Annotated in this window: 16 protein-coding genes; 5 read left to right on the forward strand and 11 right to left on the reverse strand. The window is 32.4% G+C overall.

What is annotated here, in order from left to right; genetic code table 11:
• Positions 1-21 precede the first annotated feature (21 nt).
• Complete coding sequence (locus tag RCH18_RS00560; RefSeq protein WP_326934807.1) at positions 22-435, forward strand: Rieske (2Fe-2S) protein; 414 nt, start codon at positions 22-24, stop codon at positions 433-435.
• Here RCH18_RS00560 and RCH18_RS00565 read toward each other — a convergent pair whose 3' ends face one another.
• From RCH18_RS00565 to RCH18_RS00600, 8 genes are all read right to left on the reverse strand, one after another.
• Positions 436-3,102, reverse strand: coding sequence for a carboxypeptidase-like regulatory domain-containing protein (locus tag RCH18_RS00565; protein ID WP_326934808.1), 2,667 nt, complete (start codon positions 3,100-3,102; stop codon positions 436-438).
• 51 nt (positions 3,103-3,153) lie between these two features.
• Positions 3,154-3,903, reverse strand: coding sequence for a GLPGLI family protein (locus tag RCH18_RS00570; protein WP_326934809.1), 750 nt, complete (start codon positions 3,901-3,903; stop codon positions 3,154-3,156).
• Positions 3,904-3,968: 65 nt separating this feature from the next.
• Positions 3,969-4,208 (reverse strand): hypothetical protein, encoded by a 240-nt coding sequence (locus tag RCH18_RS00575; protein WP_326934810.1) that lies wholly within the window; start codon positions 4,206-4,208, stop codon positions 3,969-3,971.
• Positions 4,209-4,428: 220 nt separating this feature from the next.
• The gene (locus tag RCH18_RS00580) at positions 4,429-6,639 is read right to left on the reverse strand and encodes a TonB-dependent receptor (RefSeq protein WP_326934811.1); all 2,211 of its coding nucleotides are present in this window, start codon (positions 6,637-6,639) and stop codon (positions 4,429-4,431) included.
• Between the two features lie 387 nt (positions 6,640-7,026).
• Positions 7,027-7,428 carry an alternative ribosome rescue aminoacyl-tRNA hydrolase ArfB gene (gene arfB, locus RCH18_RS00585; protein ID WP_326934812.1) on the reverse strand — a complete coding sequence of 134 codons (402 nt, stop codon included), beginning with the start codon at positions 7,426-7,428 and terminating at the stop codon, positions 7,027-7,029.
• Between the two features lie 21 nt (positions 7,429-7,449).
• A complete protein-coding gene (locus RCH18_RS00590; RefSeq protein WP_326934813.1) occupies positions 7,450-9,564 on the reverse strand; it encodes a DUF4301 family protein in 2,115 nt (704 codons plus the stop codon).
• Complete coding sequence (gene pnuC, locus RCH18_RS00595; protein WP_326934814.1) at positions 9,525-10,148, reverse strand: nicotinamide riboside transporter PnuC; 624 nt, start codon at positions 10,146-10,148, stop codon at positions 9,525-9,527. The genes RCH18_RS00590 and pnuC overlap by 40 nt, the downstream gene beginning before the upstream one ends.
• Positions 10,149-10,205: 57 nt before the next feature.
• Positions 10,206-10,934 carry a geranylgeranylglyceryl/heptaprenylglyceryl phosphate synthase gene (locus tag RCH18_RS00600; protein WP_326934815.1) on the reverse strand — a complete coding sequence of 243 codons (729 nt, stop codon included), beginning with the start codon at positions 10,932-10,934 and terminating at the stop codon, positions 10,206-10,208.
• A gap of 88 nt (positions 10,935-11,022) precedes the next feature.
• Here RCH18_RS00600 and RCH18_RS00605 point away from each other — a divergent pair, with 88 nt between their 5' ends.
• The 4 genes from RCH18_RS00605 (at position 11,023) to RCH18_RS00620 (ending at position 15,105) form a co-directional block, all read left to right on the forward strand.
• Positions 11,023-11,418: a group III truncated hemoglobin gene (locus RCH18_RS00605; protein ID WP_326934816.1), complete on the forward strand. Its 396-nt coding sequence runs from the start codon at positions 11,023-11,025 to the stop codon at positions 11,416-11,418.
• Positions 11,419-11,751: 333 nt separating this feature from the next.
• The gene (locus tag RCH18_RS00610) at positions 11,752-12,138 is read left to right on the forward strand and encodes a DUF423 domain-containing protein (RefSeq protein WP_326934817.1); all 387 of its coding nucleotides are present in this window, start codon (positions 11,752-11,754) and stop codon (positions 12,136-12,138) included.
• Between the two features lie 79 nt (positions 12,139-12,217).
• Entirely contained in the window at positions 12,218-13,819 is a 1,602-nt protein-coding gene (gene pckA / locus RCH18_RS00615; RefSeq protein ID WP_326934818.1) for a phosphoenolpyruvate carboxykinase (ATP), read from the forward strand.
• Positions 13,820-14,001: 182 nt separating this feature from the next.
• Positions 14,002-15,105, forward strand: coding sequence for a DUF4407 domain-containing protein (locus RCH18_RS00620; protein ID WP_326934819.1), 1,104 nt, complete (start codon positions 14,002-14,004; stop codon positions 15,103-15,105).
• Between the two features lie 365 nt (positions 15,106-15,470).
• On the opposite strand, the gene trxA is transcribed toward RCH18_RS00620, so the two are convergent.
• From trxA to dnaE, 3 genes are all read right to left on the reverse strand, one after another.
• The gene (gene trxA / locus RCH18_RS00625; protein WP_326934820.1) at positions 15,471-15,788 is read right to left on the reverse strand and encodes a thioredoxin; all 318 of its coding nucleotides are present in this window, start codon (positions 15,786-15,788) and stop codon (positions 15,471-15,473) included.
• A 334-nt stretch (positions 15,789-16,122) separates the two neighbouring features.
• Positions 16,123-17,010 (reverse strand): outer membrane beta-barrel protein, encoded by an 888-nt coding sequence (locus RCH18_RS00630; RefSeq protein ID WP_326934821.1) that lies wholly within the window; start codon positions 17,008-17,010, stop codon positions 16,123-16,125.
• A gap of 201 nt (positions 17,011-17,211) precedes the next feature.
• Positions 17,212-21,771, reverse strand: coding sequence for a DNA polymerase III subunit alpha (gene dnaE, locus RCH18_RS00635; protein WP_326934822.1), 4,560 nt, complete (start codon positions 21,769-21,771; stop codon positions 17,212-17,214).
• Positions 21,772-22,109: the final 338 nt, after the last annotated feature.

Below are 22,109 nucleotides of genomic sequence, written 5' to 3' on the forward strand. Positions count from 1 at the left end.
ATACTTTGACACTATTTTAAAATGAAAAAATATTCCTTCTTTTTATTATCTATTATACTATTAACTTCATGTACTGAACAAGGAATTAGAAACAACAATCCTTACTTACCAAATTATGCTGTACTAATCGATTTGAACCTCAAATTACCCGAATATTCCAGCCTTAAATTTGTGAGTAATGCTGTTTTAATTCCCGGTAAAGGTGTGCGAGGAGTTGTAGTTTTCAACACCGGTAGTGGTTATAATGCTTTTGACGCAGCTTGTCCTAATCAAACTTTATCATCCTGCTCTACTATGACAATTAAAGGAATTAACTTATTATGTCCTTGTGATAATGAAGAATACAGCTTGTTTTCTGGTCAAAGTAAATTACAATATCCGCTGAAACAATATCGAGTTCAAGTAAATGGCGATGTGTTGAGGGTATATAATTAATTATAATTTATAACTTACTGAAAAGAGGAAAACACGCGGTAAAACATAAGTTGTTCTCTCGCTGATTAAATAATCAGAAAAAGAATAATCGTTTTTTAGTTTATTGTCAAATAAATTATTAGCAGTTAGCTCAAATCCAAAAGGACTATTTTTCTTTTGGTAACGTAAAGAAGCATTAGCAATATCATAAAAATTGCTTTGATTTGCGTTATTTGTATTTTTCAAGTTTTCATATTCCAATTTAAAAATCCACGATTTAAAAAAATTCACATTTGCATCTGCATTTATTGCATCGGTTTTGTAATTTGACTTTGTTAATCCTGAAAGCTGACTAAAACCTTTATTATAACCAATGCTGAAATCTGGCCATTTGCGATAAGCCGTTTTAAATACCAAACCTAAATTTTGACTATTTCTATCATTTGTGCTAACAATAGCATTTATAGTTTGACTGTAATTGAACCAATTTAAACGTGTATTTAATTTCAAATTAAAACGATAAATCCGTTTACTAAAAGAACCATTTAAACCATAAGTAGTTTCTGGATTATCACTTAAAATTGGCGTGTTAAATTGATCAATTCCATCTAATTGAATCTCATTTCGAATGCTTTTTACTTTTTTATTGAAATTAGCCATTGCATTCCAAGTAATACCTCGATACATATTCATTTTGGAATACCTTAAATTAGCCGTGTGGAATTGTTCGTTCTCTAAAATTGAATTTCCTTTGTACACCAAATTGTAATTTTGCAAAGTATAATTAGTAGCTAACTGGCTTACTTCTGGAAAATTATTTTCTAATTTATAAGTAAAATTAAGCGTTTCAGATTTATTAAATTCATACTCGCTATTCCATTGTGGTTGTAAAAGTGTTTTAGATACGTGTTGTTCTTTACTATTTTGATCCGTTTTCAACTTATAAAAATGGAGATAAAGACCAGGTTTATTAGTCCATTTTCCTATTCTAAATTTATACTCAACGCCAGCGTAAGCATCATTCAATTGGTATTTTACATCGTTACCAAATCCAGCCGATGCAAAATCATTACTAGTTCCGTTAGTAAGAATTTGTTTTTCGGCAGTTACAAAACTTGAAGTACCCAAATTATTCCCAACATTAGTATACAAATGGTTGAAATTATTAATAATCCAATAATGCTTAAATAAAGCATCAATACTATTAATTCTTACTTTTTTGATTTGGTTAATCGTGTAAGAAACATCATTTTGCAACGGAATTAAGCCTACAAAAAAAGGTTTATCAGTAAACCATTGATTTTTTGGTGTATTGTTATCATACGCTTGGTTTATTACAAAAGTAGTAGTGTGCTGCTCATTGTAGCTTTTGTGCCATTCTAAATATTGCTTTACCGAAACATTATCTGCCTTGCTGATGGTTTCAAAAACAGTTGAATTTGCAGCTGTTATTGAATTTACAGTGCTCGATAAATCATTAGTACTAGATTGATATTGGGCGTTATAATACCATTTCTCTTTATTACTAGGCGAATAATCTAGTTTGACATTCCCTATTCCCAATACGGAACGATTTTCGCCATTTTGTAATTTATTTTCGAAAGCAATGGCACTATTTTGTAGATATTCGTTTTTACTTTCTGTTTTGGTTGTAGTAAATACTTTAGAAAAAATACTAAAACCAGAAATCGTTAATTTTGAAGAGGTTTCGTGGCTAAAATTTAAAGCTGCAAATTGCGATTGATTGGTTACCAAATCCGTATTATCGTTAGCAAAAGAATACAGATTAGTAAACGATTTTCTACCCGAAAGAAACGTGCTCATGCCTCCGCCAAAACGCATTAAATCATCAAAAGTAAACGTGCTTCTACCGATGTTATTGGCATCGCCTATAAAACTCAAATTTGTTTTGGGCGCATAATAAAACAAAGCAGTATGAGCGAGATAAAAACCGTTATCAGCATTGCCTACTTCGGCTCCAGCTTCGACATCACCAAAGACAAACTTTTTTTTATTGGCTTTTAGTTTTACGTTCATAGCCAGTTCATCACTATCCGAAACTTGTTTCATAAAGCCTACCTCATTAAAGTTATCTATAACTTCAATTTTGTCCATCGCATCCGCAGGAATATTTTCGACAGCTAGTTTTGAGCCTCCGCCAAAAAAAGATTTTCCCTCAACGAGCATTTTGGTTACTTTTTTGCCTTGTACCGTAACATTTCCTTTTTTATCTACTTCAACACCGGGTAATTTTTCTAGAATTTCTTTCATTTTGCGCTCGTTACCGTTGGCAAAACTTTTAACATCAAATGTCATCGTGTCTTTCTTGATGACTATAGACTTAAACTCATGTTTGATGACAATTTCTTTGAGTTGTTCCCCCGTAGGTTTTAGCTTAAAATTATGACTTGTACTAGTGTCTTCAGGTTTCATTATAATGACCTCTTCTACAAAACCAATATAGGAAACAGTGATTTCGTATTTTACGTCTGCATCTAGTTCTAGACGATAGCGCCCTTTGTTATCTGCAATAGCAAATTTTAGATTGGCTTTTTCTTGCAATGGTTTTGCAATAACGTTGGCAGATTCTAGTGGTTTATTTAGATCGTCAGAAACCACACCAGTTATTATACGGCTTTGAGAATAAGAAAGTGTTGTTATTAAAAAAAAGAATAGGATTTTAAACATGATGTATTAGATAGTATGGAGAATGAAACTTGCCTAGCAACTTGTATTAATTTAATTTTTCTCTTTTGCTTCTTCTCTTTTTTTCGCAAGTAAAATACCACCAATACTGCTTTCCATTGCGTTTTGATAATCCTTTTTTGTTATCGTATTCCCTTTAGGGAAAGTTATATTCAAATCTTCTTTTTCAATTGTGATTTTGCTAGCTACATATGTGGTTATTCTATTTGCTGCCAATTCTAGAATAAGGCCCGGTAAACCACAAAAATTCTCTGGGCCAAAAGCATAGGGTAAACTAGGTGCAAACCAAGCTTCTATTATTTTAATTTTTGATTCTCCAAATCTATTAATGTAAGGCGTCTTTAGAATTGCTTTATAGCATAAATAGTCTCCTATTTTTTTTGATTCGTTAAGAATTTGCCAGTTTTTATTAATAGTATCTTGAACTATAGTACCATCTCTTTTTTTACTAAACTCAGTATTGGTGTTTAAATCAATAAATACATCATCATTAGATGTATACGCAGATTTTGCTAATTTATTTATTTTATCGTCAAAATTTATATCAGAATTTAACCTTTCTTTATATTTAAAACTTGATTGATTCTTGCCAAATATCAATTCAAATTGTTGCATCATGGCATATTTATTCATTTTCATATCTATATCAGCCCATTCCTTTGTTAATTTAGATCTAGTTTTATTATGACCTGTGGTATCTAATTGTATAGAATAAATAACGACCCCTGACTGTGCAAATAAAATATTTGCAAATAATAGAAATAAGTAAAGTATATTTTTCATAAGTATTGTTCATATTTAAAAAACACTATCAAAATGTATTTTTGATAGTGTTTACATTTACCTTTTTAATGACATAGTCCTATAAGATCGTTTAATAAATCGATGTCGTCTTCTTTGTCATATCTATTACTAATAATTACTTCATAAGCATCAATAGCCGCGTCTTCACAAGGTGTCGCTTGCAGCATCTCAGCTTTTTTAACGGTACTCTGCAAAGTTGCAACTTCTTTTACTTCTGCAGATTTTGCCATTGCAACTCCACTAAATGCTACCACTGCAAAAGCGGTAAATACTAATTTTTTCATAATTAAATTATTTTACAGTTATAAATAGTTTTTTGGTTAACCAAGGTAAAGATGAAAAAAAAAAAAAAACTAATTAGTAAGTATTTTTTTTAATAAAAAATTAACAAGTCTTATCGCTTAAACCACTAAACATGCAGATAAGTAAAATTCCTATAAAAAATTAAAAAAGGCTAGAAGTTCATAAACTCCCAGCCTTCTTCAATATAAAGTTTACTTTAAATTAAAACTTCAAAGTCAAACCTACTAAAAAGTTAATTCCTGCTTGTGGATAATAACCTGCGCCTTCTACTGTAGCAATCGCTGGCGGATTAGAATAATCATCATCGAAGGTGTAGAAAAAACCATTCGAAATGTATTTATAGTTAAAGATGTTGTTCACTAATGCCGAGAGAAAAATTGATTTAAAAACCGCTTTTGGTGTAAACTCATACGAAAAATTCAAATCATTCGTAAAATAGGATTTTAGTTTAGATCCTTCTGAATCAATGTTGGCCATATACTGCTCTCCTACAAACTTTGATAAAAATGATATTTGAAGATTTTTTAGTGGCACGAAGCTCACAATATTTCCTGCAATAAAATCAGGTGAAAAAGCAATATTCGTATCACCTAATGAAGTTAAAACTCCATCTCTTTTAAAGAAAAAATCTTTATTTTTATTAGTACTTACGGTCACGTTTGGTCTAATAAATAAATTATCTAAAACTGAAATCGTTGCATCTAGCTCAACTCCTAAACGGTAACTATCGCCACTATTTTCACGTATTGGTGCTCCTACATCGTCTAGCGCTCCAGTTACAATCAACTGATCTTTGTATGCCATGTAATAAATATTAGCATTCAGTTTTAATTTTGAATCTAGATGACGCAATCCTAATTCAAAATCATTTAATTTCTCTGGTCTTGGACTTCCATTTTCATAATCAGATCTATTGGGTTCGCGATTAGCTCTAGCGTAGGAGATATACAAAGCATTTTTATCGTTAACTTCATAATTTAAACCTGCTTTTGGATTAAAGAAATTAAAATTATCATTCACTATTCCTGCCTCTGCACTATTGGCTTTATAATGCACATTTCTAATTTGTAAATCACCGTACAAGTTAAGCTTTTCAGCGATTTGATAATTGGCTTTCGCAAAAAGATTACCATCTGTTTTTGTTGCAAAATCTTCATAATAACGATCATCTAATTCCGATTTTGAAGCATATCGAGCCCAGATAATTTGCCCGTAATGATCGCCTTCATATTTATTATAACCGCCACCTAAAACAACATTTAATTTCTCCTGTTTATAATTGGCTGAAAAAGTGGTTCCATAAAAGTCGTTTTCCAACCATTTTTGGCGAATTAAATCAGTTTTATTAATGGTAGTTCCTCCAACAACTATTGGAGTTAAACCATAACTAGAAAATTTTGCGTTCTCTTTATAATTTTCATAATACCCCTTTCCCATTGTGTAATGAACAGCAAGATTGGTACTCCATTTTTCATTTATTCTTTCATTCCAGTGCAGCTGATAATGATCTTGCTGGTAATTATCGGTTTCATTTTTATAAAAACGCTTTTTTCCAAATTCATCAGTAAACTTTCCGGCAGGATTGAATGTTCGGTCATTTCTTAATTTATCCAAATCTTCTAAACCATTCCAGGCTTGATAAGTTTGCTCATTTCCGCCAAAAGCCAAAGCTTTTATCAAAGTAGTTTTCCCAACATAAGTTCCCTGCAAGAAATACGATTTTAAATCAGAAAAAGCTCTGTCAATATAACCATCTGATTTTAATGCAGACACACGTCCTGCTAATTCAAAATGATCGTTTAATAATCCTGTGCTGAATTTGACGGTGTGTTTTCTGGTGTTAAAGCTTCCAAAAGAGTTTGAGATTTCGCCAGAGCTTTCGTTAGAATAACTATCAGTAAGCATATTCAAACTAGCCCCAAAAGCGCCAGATCCATTTGTTGATGTTCCTACGCCTCGTTGCAGTTGCAAACTTTCTAAGGACGAAGCAAAATCAGGCATGTTTACCCAAAAAGTTCCATGACTTTCAGAGTCATTGTACGGAATTCCATTTATGGTAACGTTTACGCGGGTTGCATCACTACCACGCACTCGGATTCCTGTGTATCCTACTCCATTTCCGGCATCTGTAGTGGTTACAACTGAAGGTAAAAAGTTCATCAAGATAGGAATGTCTTGTCCAAGATTACGAGATTTAATATCCTTTTTGGTTAAATTACTAAAACTGACCGGCGTTTTAGAAGTTGCACGAACAGCAGAAACTAATACAGCATCGAGCTGATTTACCTCAGTAGTATCTGTGACTTGTGCGAAAGAAAGAAATGAGAAAAGTAAAAAGAAAATAGACAACAAATAAGATACACTCTGTGTCTTTGTGCCTTTGCGGCGAGAGAAATTTGAAATAGTTTTCATCCGTAAAAGTTTACGAATAAAAGGGGCAATTATTCTTTTTTGTTAATTAATGATTGTTTCCTACGACATAATAATAGCGTGCACTCTACAATTGTATCGTTTTTTCCCTTAGCAACATTACTTGCTCAGGTTCGTTGGGTATAATCTCAGCCTATTTCTGAATTTTAGAATTAAGCACCCCTTTGAGACGCAGCAAAGATAAAGCTATATATTCTTATAAAACAAATTTAAAATTCCAAAAAAAAGAGTAAAAGTTCAGTCGTTTTTTAGCGTAAAATTAAACGAATCAACACCAAGAAAAGTAGTTTAAAAAAAATTTTATTCTTCAAAACGTAGTATACCTTTTAATCTTTTGAATTTGTGTGTTTTGTGTCTGACTTAGATTTTTTAAAACTCTGGTCTTTTTCTATTCTTCTTAATTTCAGAAATGCTTTTCTTATCCTTAATTCGCTTACGAATGACTGATTTTGGAATTCGAGTCGGTTTTCTTTCTTTTGGAATGAACAAAGCTTTTTTTATCAGCTCTAAAAATCTTTTAGTAACAATTTCTTTATTTCGAAACTGACTTCGATCCTCATCACAATTCAAAATCAAAATTGAATCAGTAGTTAATCGGGAGGCCAAATTATTTTCTATTAATTCTTTTTGCTCCTCAGATAAAGCTTGAGAATTTTTTAAATCAAAGCTCAACACCACTTTTGAAGAGACTTTATTGACGTTCTGACCGCCTGCTCCACTACTTCTAACAGCCTTGAAATTAAGCTCTGACATTATTTTATAGATTTCCATTAAATATGCTTTGTAACTAAATTAAAGCGACTGATGCGCTGGTTTCAATAAATCATTCACGGTTTTTACCGGATTAAAAGTAGCGAGCGGGACTTCGACAAAAATAGTTAACCAGCTTGACATTGCTCCGTTCCACAATCCTGGTAATTCGTAGCCTTTTATTTTTTTTCCTAACACATTTTTATCGACTATAAATCCACTATTTTGATCTATAAAAGTGGTTAAATCATATCGTTCATTCTTGTAATTTTTGATTCCACAAACGAGATCTACAGGGTTAAAATGCGTTGCCGACGAGAGAATATTTTTTTGCTGCTCATTGTCTAAATCCACTTGCGAACTCTCCACTATTTGTAGCGAAATTTCACCAGCACTATTTGTTACCCAAAATGGACCGCCGCCTGCTTCGCCTTCATTTTTAACCATTCCACATACACGAAAAGGTTTATTTAAAGTTTTTATAATATAATTATTTTTCAATTCTAAAGTCAATTCATCAAACGAATCACCAACATTGATAAAAAGTTTTTCTTTCAAAAAAGCTTTTATTTCTTCTGATTTTTGAGGAGTTAGTTTACCCTTTTCGACAGTTTCTACAAAGCTAAAAACCTGTTGCTGCAAATCAAGTAAAATTCCTGCCAAAGCGTTTTTATACAAAGTGATTTGTGGATTGTTTCCATAATTAACGTTGTCAATGTTTTTTATAAAAATAATATCTGCGTCTAATCTATTTAAGTTTTCAATTAGTGCACCGTGTCCGCCCGGTCTAAAAAAAAGTTCATTTGAATTATTTCTAAAAGGTTTATTTTCTAAATCGACGGCGAGCGTGTCTGTGCATTTGTTTTGATAAGAGTAGCAAACTGTAATAGCTAAATTTGTCTGCTCTTCTAAATCACTTTTGACTGATTTAACAATGGCTTCAAATTGTGGTTGATGTGCTTCCGAAACCGTAAAATGCAATTGTGAATTTCCATTAGCATTGCAATACGATATACATTCTTTCAAGTGTTCCTCAACTGGTGTAACTGTACTTGTTGTATATTTATGAAAAGGCAAAATTCCCTTTGGCTTGTTAGCAAAATCAAAATAGTCAACAGATAACAAGATTTTTATAAAGTTAAAATTCTTTTCGTCTGTGGTCAAATTAACAAATTCTGGAATTGTATTTTTCAATACCGCAACAATAGTTTCAAAAAATGGAAGTTTCTCTTTTGATTCTATAAAAAGGGCAAGTTCATTATCTTTTTTTCGTTTTATATAATCGCTTATTATTTCATTTTTTAAACTATATTCCTCTAAAAAAGTGATTAAAAATTTAAACATTCGCGTTGCAGCGCCTGAAGCGGGAACAAATTTTAAAAGCTTTAATGAATGCTTATTATTTTCAAAAACAATGGCTTTACTTTCAATCTCTTCGTCTGAAAGTCTAAGTATTCCATCACCAATTACGGCTGGCTTTACTAAGTTAGTTTTAGAGATTCCGTTTTGTAAAAAGTGTAACTGTTGCTTGACGTTTTTTATTGAAACTCCTCTATCATAAATTTGCACAAAATCTAATGACGAAAGTCTTAATTCTTTTGCCTGAGCTAAATCGTCAATTATCGAAATCGCCTTTTTCAACCTCAACTCTTTATCGCCTGATAGCGTTATAAAAGGCTTTTGGTTATCAATTAATGACTGTTTAAATAATTCAAAAACGCTTTCTCTACCTTCTTGTTTGTCTCGTAAATCGTCTTTTTCCCAAGGCACATCGATATCGGTGAGGAAAAATAATTCATATTCATGTTCCGTTGCAGCTTTTTCTAGTAATGGATCACAAAAATTATAATACACCTCTGAAAAAACTTTTGTAACTAGCAAATTAGTATCACAAAAAAGATATGTATTGGCCTGAGCTAACTTTTCATTTTCGAGTTGCACTTGACCATAAGCAATAGGCAACATATCACTACTATCGCAAGTATGCTGATTTTGATTCCATTTTTCTTGCAAATAATCACGTGCAAATTCAGGAGCCCAAACCGTTTTATAATGCAGTGCAAGTTGTTTTGCTAAAGTTGTTTTGCCAGTGCTTTCTGGTCCAAACAAAGCAATTTTTAAAATTGCTGAGTGTTTTTGTTCAAGATTTTTCTCCATTCTAAATAGGCTGAAATTGCCAGTAATGTAAATATTAAATATTGCAGTGATAATATTCCTAATCCGCGGTATGCGTACAAAGGAGTTACAATGATGTCACCGATAATCCAAAGTGTCCAGTTTTCAATTTTTTTATTAGCCATAAACCACATTCCCGTAAAAAATATTCCCGATGCAATGATATCGAAAATATTCTCAAAATGGATTTCATAGTTAAAGTACTTATAAATGCCATAAACGAATACAATTGTAATCAAAAAAAGTAGAATGCCAATACCTTTTTCTCTTGTATTTGTTCTAGTGATGGGCAAATCATCGGTTTGATTTTCTTTTTTAGACCACCGATACCAGCCGTAAATACTCATTATTGAAAAATAGCCATTAATCATCATATCGCCTAAGTAACCAGCAACGTACAATAAATACACTGAAATAATAGTGGCGATCAACCCAGTAGGATATACCCAAATATTCTCTTTTTTAGCAAACCAAACGCTTAAAATTCCAAAGATAAAAACGATAATCTCTAAATTAATCTGAGTTAAAGAAGCATTTTTATAAGCATCAAGAAAAAAATCTATCATATTTTAATAATTGTTTTTTGATTCTATCACAAAGCTCTAAATTAATTTTTACATCTATTAAGAATCAAAGAAATGAATGTTATTTTCAAATGCTGTACCTATAACGATCAAGTCAGCTCCAGCATTATATGCGTCTTGAATTCCTTGCAAACTTACAATTCCACCACCAACAATTAATGGGATTCCAATATTTTTAGAAACTAATGTTATCACTGTTAATGGAATCGATTTTTTTGCACCACTTCCCGCCTCAAGATAAATTAATTTACTGCCTAACATTTCCCCTGCTTGGGCTGTTGCCAAAACTAAACTCCCATTTTCCCTGTCCATTGGTTTAGTTTTACTCACGCGCGCCACTGCAGTTTCATTACCGCTTTCTACTAAGATATAACCCGTTGAAATAATTTCAAGTTTTGTTTGTTTTAATATAGGTGCCGCTTGTACCTGATGCTCTATCAAATAATCAGGATTTCTACCTGAAAGAAGCGACAAAAATAAAATAGCATCTGCTTGATCAGATATTTGTGATGGATTTCCTGGAAACAACACAATTGGTAAAGTAGTTTTTTGTTTTATTTCCAATATCAATTGGTCAATACTATTATTTTCGACTACGCTCCCACCGATAAAAACATGGGATGCTGGAGATTGATTGATTTTCAAAATAATATTTTCTAAATTCTCCCAAATAATTTTATCAGGATCTAGTAAAATAGCTAGTAATTTGCAATTTTCTGACTTTGCATGAAGCATTTGACTGTAAAAATTAATATCTTTATTATTCATAATACAAGCAAAAGTAATTAGTATTCAATAAAAAATAACATTTTATAAATTTTAAATTTTGAGCTTTTAATAGAAATAATAGATACCGATGATTCCTAAAAAACAAATTGAAAACCGCAACGATATTGCATTACTTGTAAAAGAATTTTACAGTAAAGTTAGAGCAGATAATGAAATTGGGTATGTATTTAATGAAACAATAACAGACTGGGATGAACATCTAGAAAAACTTACTGATTTTTGGGAAACAAATTTATTTGGCACAAAAAAATACAACGGAAATCCTATCATTGTTCACAATGAAGTTGACAAACGTTTTAATGAGGTTATCACTTCTACTATGTTTGGAATTTGGCTAAACCATTGGTTTGCTACATTAGATGAATTATATGAAGGCGAGAACGTCAGTATTTTAAAACGAAGAGCACAGAAAATGAGTTCATTCCTGTTTATAAATATATTTAAAAGCCGAGCTAAAAGTTAATTTATTGATCATTAATAGCTCATTGTGTGCTTTTATTCTTTATTCAATATAGCGCAATATCATTGAATTTGGATTCTCATATTTACTGAAAATAGTTCTAGAAAAGCGATTATATATTTAAAATAAATCTTTTATTTCACTTTTATTTAATCGTGTTCTTAAATAAATAAGCATCGAGGTATTGGATTAAAAAAGGAAAAAATTACAGCAACGCAATACAATGTACTTTTGTAGCCTCTTGTAAAATTTGAGATGTAAATTGCGTTAAACAAAAAATAGGATTGGTACGAATTTCACTGAATAATTAATAAGTTTGCACAATAAATCTAAGTAATGGAAAAAAAAATATTTTCAACAGCAGCCGTATTAGGTATGATTGCTATAATATTAGGAGCTTTTGGAGCTCATGCCTTAAAAAAATTATTATCAGTAGATCAATTAGCTACTTTTGAAACTGGAGTGCGATACCAAACCTATCATGCCTTATTTCTACTTATTATTGGAATAATTCCCAACTTGGCACTAAAAACAAAAAGAATAATTTATTACTTCACTATTTCTGGAGTTATATTATTCTCTGGATCTATATATTTATTAGCCACAAATAGTCTCACTTCATTTGATTTTAAAGTTATTGGTTTTGTAACGCCTATTGGCGGACTGCTATTAATTCTAGCTTGGGGAACCTTACTCTTGCATTTTTTTAACAAAAAAACATAAAAACTCAATAATCAAAACTTTTCTAAGATATAATTTCTATTTTTGCAGTCGATAAACTAATCCAAAATATTAAAATTATATGAATAATAACACACCGTTTACGAAATCGATTTCGCTTACAGACATAGGAATCGAAAACGCAAAGATTCATTATCAATTATCAGCCAACGAATTGCACCAAAAAACTATTGAACTTGGTCAAGGAGTTGAAGTTTCAACAGGAGCCCTAGCCCTTGATACTGGTAAATATACGGGACGCTCTCCTGAAGATCGTTTTATTGTTAAAGATGCTACAACAGAAGATAAAGTTTGGTGGGGCAAAGTAAATATCCCTTTTGAACCGGCTGCTTTTAATGCGCTTTATGATAAAGTTACGGCATACCTTTCTAATAAAGAAGTTTATGTTAGAGATTCTTACGTGTGTGCTGATCCAAATTATAGATTAAATATTCGTGTGGTTACAGAAACTCCTTGGGCTAATTTATTTTGCTACAATATGTTTTTACGACCAGAAGAAAGTGAATTGGATGACTTTACAGCTGATTGGACTTTAATATGTGTTCCAAGTTTTATGGCAGACCCAGCTGTAGATGGCACACGTCAGAGTAATTTTGCAATAATCGATTTTACCAGAAAAATTGCTCTAATTGGCGGAACTGGTTATACTGGAGAGATGAAAAAAGGAATTTTTTCGGCTTTGAATTTTATTCTTCCTGTTGACAAAAATACTTTACCTATGCATTGTAGTGCTAATGTTGGAGACAATGGAGACACAGCCATTTTCTTTGGTTTATCTGGAACAGGTAAAACGACACTTTCTGCAGATCCTGAAAGAAAACTTATAGGAGATGATGAACATGGCTGGACTACTGAAAACACCGTTTTTAATTTTGAAGGCGGTTGTTATGCAAAAGTGATCAATCTTTCTGAAGAAAGTGAACCGGAGATATTTAGAGCTATTAAAAAAGGTGCTATTTTAGAAAATGTAATTATTAATAAAGAAACTAATGAAGTTGATTTCGCAGACATTTCAATCACACAAAACACACGTGTAAGTTATCCTATTTTTCATATCGATAATATTCAGCCTGGTTCTATTGGGGAAAACCCAAAGAATATATTTTTTCTAACAGCTGATTCATTTGGAATTTTACCGCCTATTGCAAAGTTAACTCCAGGTCAAGCTGCTTATCATTTTATCTCTGGATATACTGCTAAAGTTGCAGGAACAGAAGCAGGAATTACAGAACCTCAACCTAACTTCTCAGCTTGTTTTGGCGCGCCATTTATGCCGTTGCATCCTACAAAATATGCTGAAATGCTTAGTGAAAAAATGCAAGAAGCTAATGTAAAAGTTTGGCTGATTAATACAGGATGGACGGGTGGCCCTTATGGTACTGGAAGTAGAATGAAGTTAAAATACACTCGTGCTATGATTACAGCGGCATTGAATGGAGAATTAGATAATGTTGAATATAAAAATCATAAAGTTTTTGGAATTGCAATTCCACAATCGTGTCCTAATGCACCGAGTGAAATTTTGAATCCTAGAAACACTTGGCAAGACCAAGATATGTACGATGTAAAATCAGAAGAATTAGGAAAAAAATTTAGAGCTAATTTTGCTAAATTCGAAGAATTTGCAAATGAAGAAATAATGGCTGGAGCTCCATTGGCATAACTAAATTTTAATTCAATTATTAAAAGAGCTGTTCCTTGTGAACAGCTCTTTTTTGTTTCACTATATTGTAACAAAAATATGCAAAACTGCACCAATTCTTTTCTTATACCAATATCCACTATTTAGCGTTACCAATATAAATCAATCGTACAGACAAAAATAATTTGTCAAATCAATCCATTATGTTAAAACAATTTTTTATTATCTGTTCTGGTTCTGACAAAAATTTACTTGAAACTTGCTCGGAAGGTGAGCAAACAAAATATGTTGGTATAGGCGCTACCGTTTTTTTCACAGCAGTGATGGCCTTTATTGCCAGTGCGTATGCACTATTTACTGTATTTGATAACGTTTTTCCTGCTGTCCTTTTTGGATTAGTTTGGAGTTTACTTATTTTTAATCTCGATCGTTTTATTGTTTCAACCATTCGCAAAAGAGATAAAAAAGGAAGCGAATTGTTACAGGCAACACCTCGAATCATCTTAGCTATTATTATTGCCATCGTAATTTCAAAACCTTTAGAAATCAAAATATTTGAAAAGGAAATCAATACGGTTTTGCTTAAGGAGAGAAATGCAATGGCTTTAAATAATAAAAAAGAAGTTGCAGCCTACTATAATAGCGATTTAGATAAAAACAAAGCTGAGATTGATAGTTTAAATTCAGCTATTAGTAAAAAAGAGAAAGAGGTTAATATCCTATATGAAACTTACATTACCGAAGCCGAAGGAACTGCAGGGACAAAAAAATTAGGAAAAGGCCCAGTATTTAAAGAAAAAATTGCTAAACATGATTTGGCTTCCAATGAACTAGATACACTTCGCAAAAACAATTTAGAAAAAATTGCCGAGAGGGAAAACAAAACTAAAATTTTGCAGGCAGACTTAGACAAGAAAATAAATAATACCCAACCTATAATTGATGGTTTTGATGGTTTAATGGCTAGAATAAATGCGTTAGATAAACTACCATGGTTGCCATCTTTCTTTATTATGCTACTTTTCTTAGCGATAGAAACATCACCTATAATTGCTAAATTATTAGCACCAAAAGGAGAGTATGACTTTAAACTTGAAGATTTAGAAACAGCGTTGAAAGCATCATTAGAACAAGATAAATACCAACGTGATTTATTGGTAAAAACGAGTGCTGCCATGCACGACCGAGTATACGAAGATATTGCTCAAGACCAAAACTTATATTCGCTTCAAAAACAAAAGGCAACGGAATTAATGGAATTACAAGCTCAAAACTTTATTGAAAAGCAGAAAAAGACGTTTCAGTAACTGAATTTAATACTCTCTTATTGCACCTGCTTATTACTTTCAATTAACAATATTTTCAGCCATTAGTTTATAAAATGATATCTTCTAATTAAACTTTTTTTATGTGTTGCTACCAAAAAGTATGACGCGCATTTAAAATAATAATAATAATAGCCGACTCATCAAAAAGAAGTTATAACAGTAAGTAAAGATATAGGATTAGTTTTATTCGCGATTTAGCTAAAGCTATAAATTGTACTATTGAAGTACATTCAGTTTTAAATCATGGAACTACTTTTAAAATCATTATATAAAAAAAAGGCTTGACTTTTGCCAAACCTTTTCTCTGAACCGATTAAGATCCTATATAAATCATAATCTAACGATTACAACAAAGCGTCTAAACTATCAGCGTAAGTTTGTTTTGGAGCAACTCCTACTTGCTTTCCTACTACTTCACCTTTATGAAAAACTAAAACCGTTGGTATGTTTCTCACTCCGTATTTAGCAGCAAACTCTTGATTTGCGTCAACGTCCACTTTACCTATTACAACTTTACCTTCATATTCAGTGCTCAATTCGTCAATGATTGGACCTACCATTCTACAAGGTCCGCACCACGCCGCCCAAAAATCTACCATTACAGGTTTGTCTGATTTCAAAACTACTTCTTCAAAAGTAGCATCTGTTATTGCTAATGCCATATTGTTTTATTTAAAGATTAAAAGCTTTGAATTTATTCAAAACTGAAAGACAAATTTAAAGATTAAATATAGACTAAACAATACATAAAAATTAGTTTTGACTATTTCCCCATTATCAATTCTTATGTAAGAAACTTTTAGGACTTGAAATTTCCATTTTTTAGAGGTAGTAATACCTTCAATTAAATGAGATCGGATCTCGTTTCTGAGCGATGGAAAAACTGTTTCTTCTATATTCCCATTTTAAAATAATGACATAAAATGACTGCTCTAATTCGCGCTAAAAAAAGAGACTGCCATAAGACAATATCTTTTTTAATTTTAAATCAAAATTTTACAAACTATATTTTAAACCTAATGTCAAACCAATGCCGCTGATACTGATATAAGAACTTAAATCATCTCCTGGTTTAGATTCATCATAACCAGTAGCATTCGTTAATTTATTATTTGAAGTACTATTTAAACTACTTCCGTAATTGATATTAATTTCTGACTTTGAAATGTGCAATGGATTTCCAACAGGCAAACTAAAACCATCCGCACCATTTACAGTATACCCTTCAACGGTTTTATCTTTTCCATGCACGGTAAAGTTTCTATATTCAATTTCTGCGTATGCAGATAAATTTTTACCTAGTTGATATGAAGTTCCTAGCACGGCTAAAAAACCAACTGTTGGCTGTGGCTTGATTACATCTTTACGATAAACAGGACCTAATGCAGTAACCGCATTTGTTTTGATTTCTAATTGTCCGTCAACAGGCACTATAACACCCACCTTTGTATACGGCTCAAAACCATTATGCTCGCCTAAAAACAAAACCAATGCTGGTGCTAAATCTAGAGCTTTGACTTGACCTTTAGATTCAAATGCTTTAACATCGTTCAATATAGTTTCGACCATTGTTTTGCTATTACTCTTGTAATAGTTAATTCCCATTTCAACTCCTAATCGATTAGTAAAACGATATCCAACGTTTCCACCAAAACGAAAGCCTTCACCAAAAGATCCTGTGATACTTTCTCTAGATGCTAATTTTCCTCCAATTAAAACATCCTTGTTTGGCTCTCTACCATTTACACTTGGAAATTCAGTTGCAGTAGCCTGTGTAAAATAAGAACCTCCTAATTTAAAATACCAGCTTTCTTTTTTATCATTTTGCCCCATCATTGATATAGAGCAAATCATAAATCCTAATGCAAAAAGATTCTTTTTCATGTTTTCATTTTTATCATTTAAACAAAAATATTGCTTTTATAATAGATTTTCCATTTAACAAATAAGATTTTGGATTAAAATATTACATATACTTTAAAATCAGAGACTTCTTTATAATCACAAAATAAGATTCTATATTGTTGTTTAGCTCAGTTTTTTTATTAGATTTAGTTTTCTTGCACTAGTATTAAATCAGCCATTTTAATTTAGTTTAAAATTGATTTGCATTTTTTCTAACTCCATTAATAATTCATTAGAAATTTTAATCTTTAATTTTCTACTTGGCATTGTCAATTTAGTGATTACTTTAATTTCTTCAACTTCTTCAACTTTTACCTTTGAGGCCACGACCACATTTGTAAGTTCTTCATTTTCTATATCAGCCTCATCATTTTCATTAGTAAAAACATCATCTTCTTCAATATTTACATCCACTTCCGAAGTAGCGACTTCTACTAATCGCTTCGTCTTTTCCAATTCCATAATTTCAAATGAAACGGTATTGTCTCCTCTATTTTCCTGAAAAATATGACTTAACTTATGAATAAAATCAGTCTCTAAGTCAGATATATTCAATAGAACGACTAATTTTCTAGCAAATTCTTGTAACACATCTTGTAATTGTCTAACCTCGACAAATTGTAGCCTTGGTTCTCCTTTTTTACCGGTATCTCGATCTGCCCAGCCTTCTTTTACCAAAACTTTCATAAATGTAAAATTGTTTTGAATAAAGAAATGACGAAATTTTAAATATTCATCACCAAATATTTTAAATTCATAACTTTCATCGTATCCTTCTAATGTAAATATTGCCCAGCCTTTTCCGTTCTTCGCAATTCGATGTTGCACGTTATTTATGATTCCGCCAAAAGCTAAATTCTTATTGAGATGTGCTTCCATATTTTTAAGTGCCTCTAATTTAGCATTGCAAAAATATTTCATCTCAAACTTATAATCATCCAGTGGATGTCCAGAAATATAAATCCCTACCACTTCTTTTTCTTTAGCTAATTTTTCCATTGTACTCCAGTCCTCACAAGGAGGCACTATAGGCTCTGCGATTTGTACATCACTACTTTCACCAAATAAACTTACTTGAGCTGAATTCTCATTTTCTTGATACTTCACGCCATATCGGATCGCCTTTTCGTAAAATGTAATTCCATCACCATCATCATGGAAATATTGTGCTCTTGTGGTATTCCCAAATGAATCAAAACCACCTGCTAATGCCAAGTTTTCAATTGCTTTTTTATTTGCAGCTCGCAAATCAATTCGCTTAGCTAAGTCAAAAATAGACTTATACTTACCATCTTTTCTACTATTGACAATTGTTGCCACCGCTGCAGAGCCCACACCTTTTATAGCACCCATCCCAAAACGCACAGCATAATCATCATTTACCGTAAATTTATAAAAAGACTCGTTTACATCAGGGCCTAAAACCTGCAATCCCATTCGCTTACATTCTTCCATAAAGAACGTAACTTGCTTTATGTCACTCATATTATTTGACAAAACTGCCGCCATATACTCTGCAGGATAATTTGCTTTTAAATAAGCCGTTTGATAGGCAATCCAAGCATAACAAGTGGAGTGCGATTTATTAAAGGCGTATTCTGCAAAGGCTTCCCAGTCTTTCCAAATTTTCTCTAGCTTATCCTCGGCATGACCTTTGGCAACAGCCTGATTGATAAATTTAGGTTTCATTTTGTCCAAAACTTCCTTTTGCTTTTTACCCATCGCTTTACGCAAAACATCTGCATCACCTTTAGAGAAATCCGCTAATTTTTGAGATAGAAGCATTACTTGCTCTTGATAAACCGTGATTCCGTAAGTATCTTTTAATAACTCTTCGCAGGCATCAAGATCATAAATAATCTCTTCTTCACCATTTTTTCGCTTTACAAAACTCGGAATATAAGCAATAGGACCTGGACGATACAATGCATTCATGGCAATCAAATCAGGAAAAACCGTAGGTTTCAATTCCTTCATATATTTCTGCATTCCTGGACTTTCGTACTGGAAAATACCTACCGTTTCTCCACGTTGAAAAAGTTCATACGTTTTTAAATCATCAATAGGGAAAGTGTCTGGATCGAGATCAATTCCAGATCTATATTTCACTAATTTAACGGTATCTTTTATCAAAGTCAGGGTTTTTAGACCCAAGAAATCCATCTTAAGTAAACCAGCACTTTCTACCACCGAATTATCAAACTGAGTTACATATAAATCAGAATCTTTGGCTGTAGCTACAGGAACAAAATTAGTAATATCACTAGGCGTAATAATTACCCCACAGGCGTGAATCCCCGTATTTCTTAAGTTTCCTTCTAAAACTTTAGCCTGTTGAATGGTTTCTCCTGCTAAATCATCTTCATTAGCAAGTCCTATTAATTCTTTTATATTTACATATTCCTCTGGACGAACTGCTTTTTTGATTAGGTCTTCTTTCTCATTTAAAAAACGTGCTAAATTCCACTTTGCAGGCATCATTCCAGGAATCAACTTTGCAATTTTATCCGCTTCAAATAATGGTAAATCTAATACTCTTGCTGTATCTCGAATGGCAGACTTAGTCGCCATTTTACCATAAGTGATAATCTGCGCAACTTGTTTTGATCCGTATTTCCTGATCACATAATCCATAACACTACTACGACCTTCATCATCAAAATCGATATCAATATCCGGTAGTGACACACGATCAGGATTCAGGAAACGCTCAAAAAGTAGGTTGTATTTAAGTGGATCAATATTAGTAATCTTCAAACAATACGCTACTACTGAACCCGCTGCAGAACCCCTTCCTGGTCCAACAGAAACACCCATGCTTCGAGCTTCAGCGATTAAATCTTGTACAATCAAAAAATATCCGGGATAACCAGAATTCGAAATGGTGAGTAATTCAAAATCCAATCGTTCTTGAATTTCCTCAGTGATTTCAGGATAACGTCTATTTGCTCCTTCAAAAGTAAGATGTCTTAAATACGCGTTTTCCCCTCGAACTCCGCCATCAACAGCATCCTCAACAATAGTAAACTCAGTAGGAATTTCAAACTTAGGAAGTAAAACTTCTCGTGCTAAGTCGTAAATTTCTATTTTATCCACAATCTCTGAGATATTCGAAATTGCTTCTGGTAAATTATTAAAAAGTTTCTTCATCTCGTCACCTGATTTGAAGTAATATTCCTGATTAGGTAATCCGTAACGATACCCGCGACCACGTCCTATTGGCGTGGTTTGCTTCTCGCCATCGCGTACACACAGTAAAATATCATGTGCATTTGAATTCTCTTTGTCTATATAAAACGTATTGTTAGTGGCAATTATCTTGACATCGTGTTTTCTGGCTAATGAAATTAATGAAGTATTCACTCGATTTTCATCTTCTTGATTATGGCGCATTACCTCAATATAAAAATCGTCTTGAAACTCATTTTTCCACCAAATTAGCGCTTCCTCTGCTTGGTTTTCACCAATGTTTAAAATCTTATTTGGGATTTCTCCATAAAGATTCCCAGACAAAACGATAATATCTTCCTTATACTCCTGAATGACTTTTCTATCAATTCTAGGTACGTAATAAAAGCCTTCTGTATAAGCTATGGAAGACATTTTAGCTAAATTGTGATAACCCTTTTTGGTCTTTGCCAAAAGCACTATTTGGTATCCATTATCCTTAACCGACTTATTTTTATGGTCTTCACAAACAAAAAACTCACAACCTACAATAGGTTTCATAACAACTTCAGTAGGCTCTTCTCCAGTTTCTATTAAAGCTGCATTTTTAGCTTTAGCCGCTTTGTTATGAGATAGTATATCACGTACAAAGTGAAAGGCACCCATTAAATTCGCATGATCCGTCATGGCAACTGCAGGCATTTTTTGCTGTGCTGCTGCTTTGACTAATGCTGGAATGCTGATAGTGGATTGCAATACCGAAAATTGAGTATGGTTGTGCAAATGAACAAATTGCGTGTCAACAAGCACTTTTTTATTCTCAGAAAGCTCTTTTCTTGAAACCACTGGCGCTTGTTTCTCTCCAAACTGCTGCCTGATTTTTTCGGATGCTTCTTTAAGATTGATGTGTTTTAAACCAATTAGCTTTATTTCAGTGGGATTTCTATTTTGAAAGTCGTTGAAATAGTTAGGTGCTACATCAAGCTCTTCCTTAGTGAAAATCTCACGTCTAATTAATTCTAAGAAACAACGCGTAGTTGCCTCCACATCGGCAGTTGCGTTGTGTGCTTCGCCAAAAGGTTTGTGAAATAAATAACTATGTAATTCAGTAAGTGTTGGTAATTTAAATTTCCCACCACGGCCTCCAGGTAATTTTAATAAAGATGCAGTGACTTCTGTACAAGTATCAAGAATGGGCATGGAACTCATTTGGCTTTCCACTCCCATTCTGTAAAATTCGCAACCCATGATATTGATATCAAAACCTAAATTCTGACCTACAATATATTTGGCTTTGCCTAAAGCGATATTGAATTTCTCTAAAACTTCTGCCAAAGAAATTCCTCCGGCTTGCGCTAATTCAGTAGAAATTCCGTGAATTCTTTCGGCATCATACGGAATATTAAAACCTTCTGGCTTTATCAAATAATCCTGATGCTCGACGAGTTTCCCCATATCATCATGCAACTGCCAGGCAATTTGAATACATCTTGGCCAGTTGTCAGTATCAGAAATAGGTGCGCCCCAGCGCTTAGGTAGTCCTGTCGTTTCAGTATCGAATATTAAGTACATATCTGGAATTGAAGTGTTTGTAATTATTTAAAATCACAAAAATTGAATTTCAAATTTAGGCTATTTTTAAAGGAAGTAAAAGGGAAGTTATTAATAGTTGATAAATTAATTTTAAAAAATGTTTGTTTAATAATTGTAATGAAAAATTAAGTCGGAATACCTATTTCTGTTTAAGACTTACAAAATACATTGTCATGGATTTAGCAAAAAGGAAGTACAATTTAATACAAAAAGTATTTGAAGTAAACAAAACTGTTTTTAAAGAATTAGAAAAAATCATAAACAGCAACAATTTAGCTGAATCAATTTCTTTAAAATAGTATAATGATGAGTTAGAC

This window comes from Flavobacterium sp. PL11, from assembly GCF_035985025.1.
GTDB lineage: Bacteria > Bacteroidota > Bacteroidia > Flavobacteriales > Flavobacteriaceae > Flavobacterium.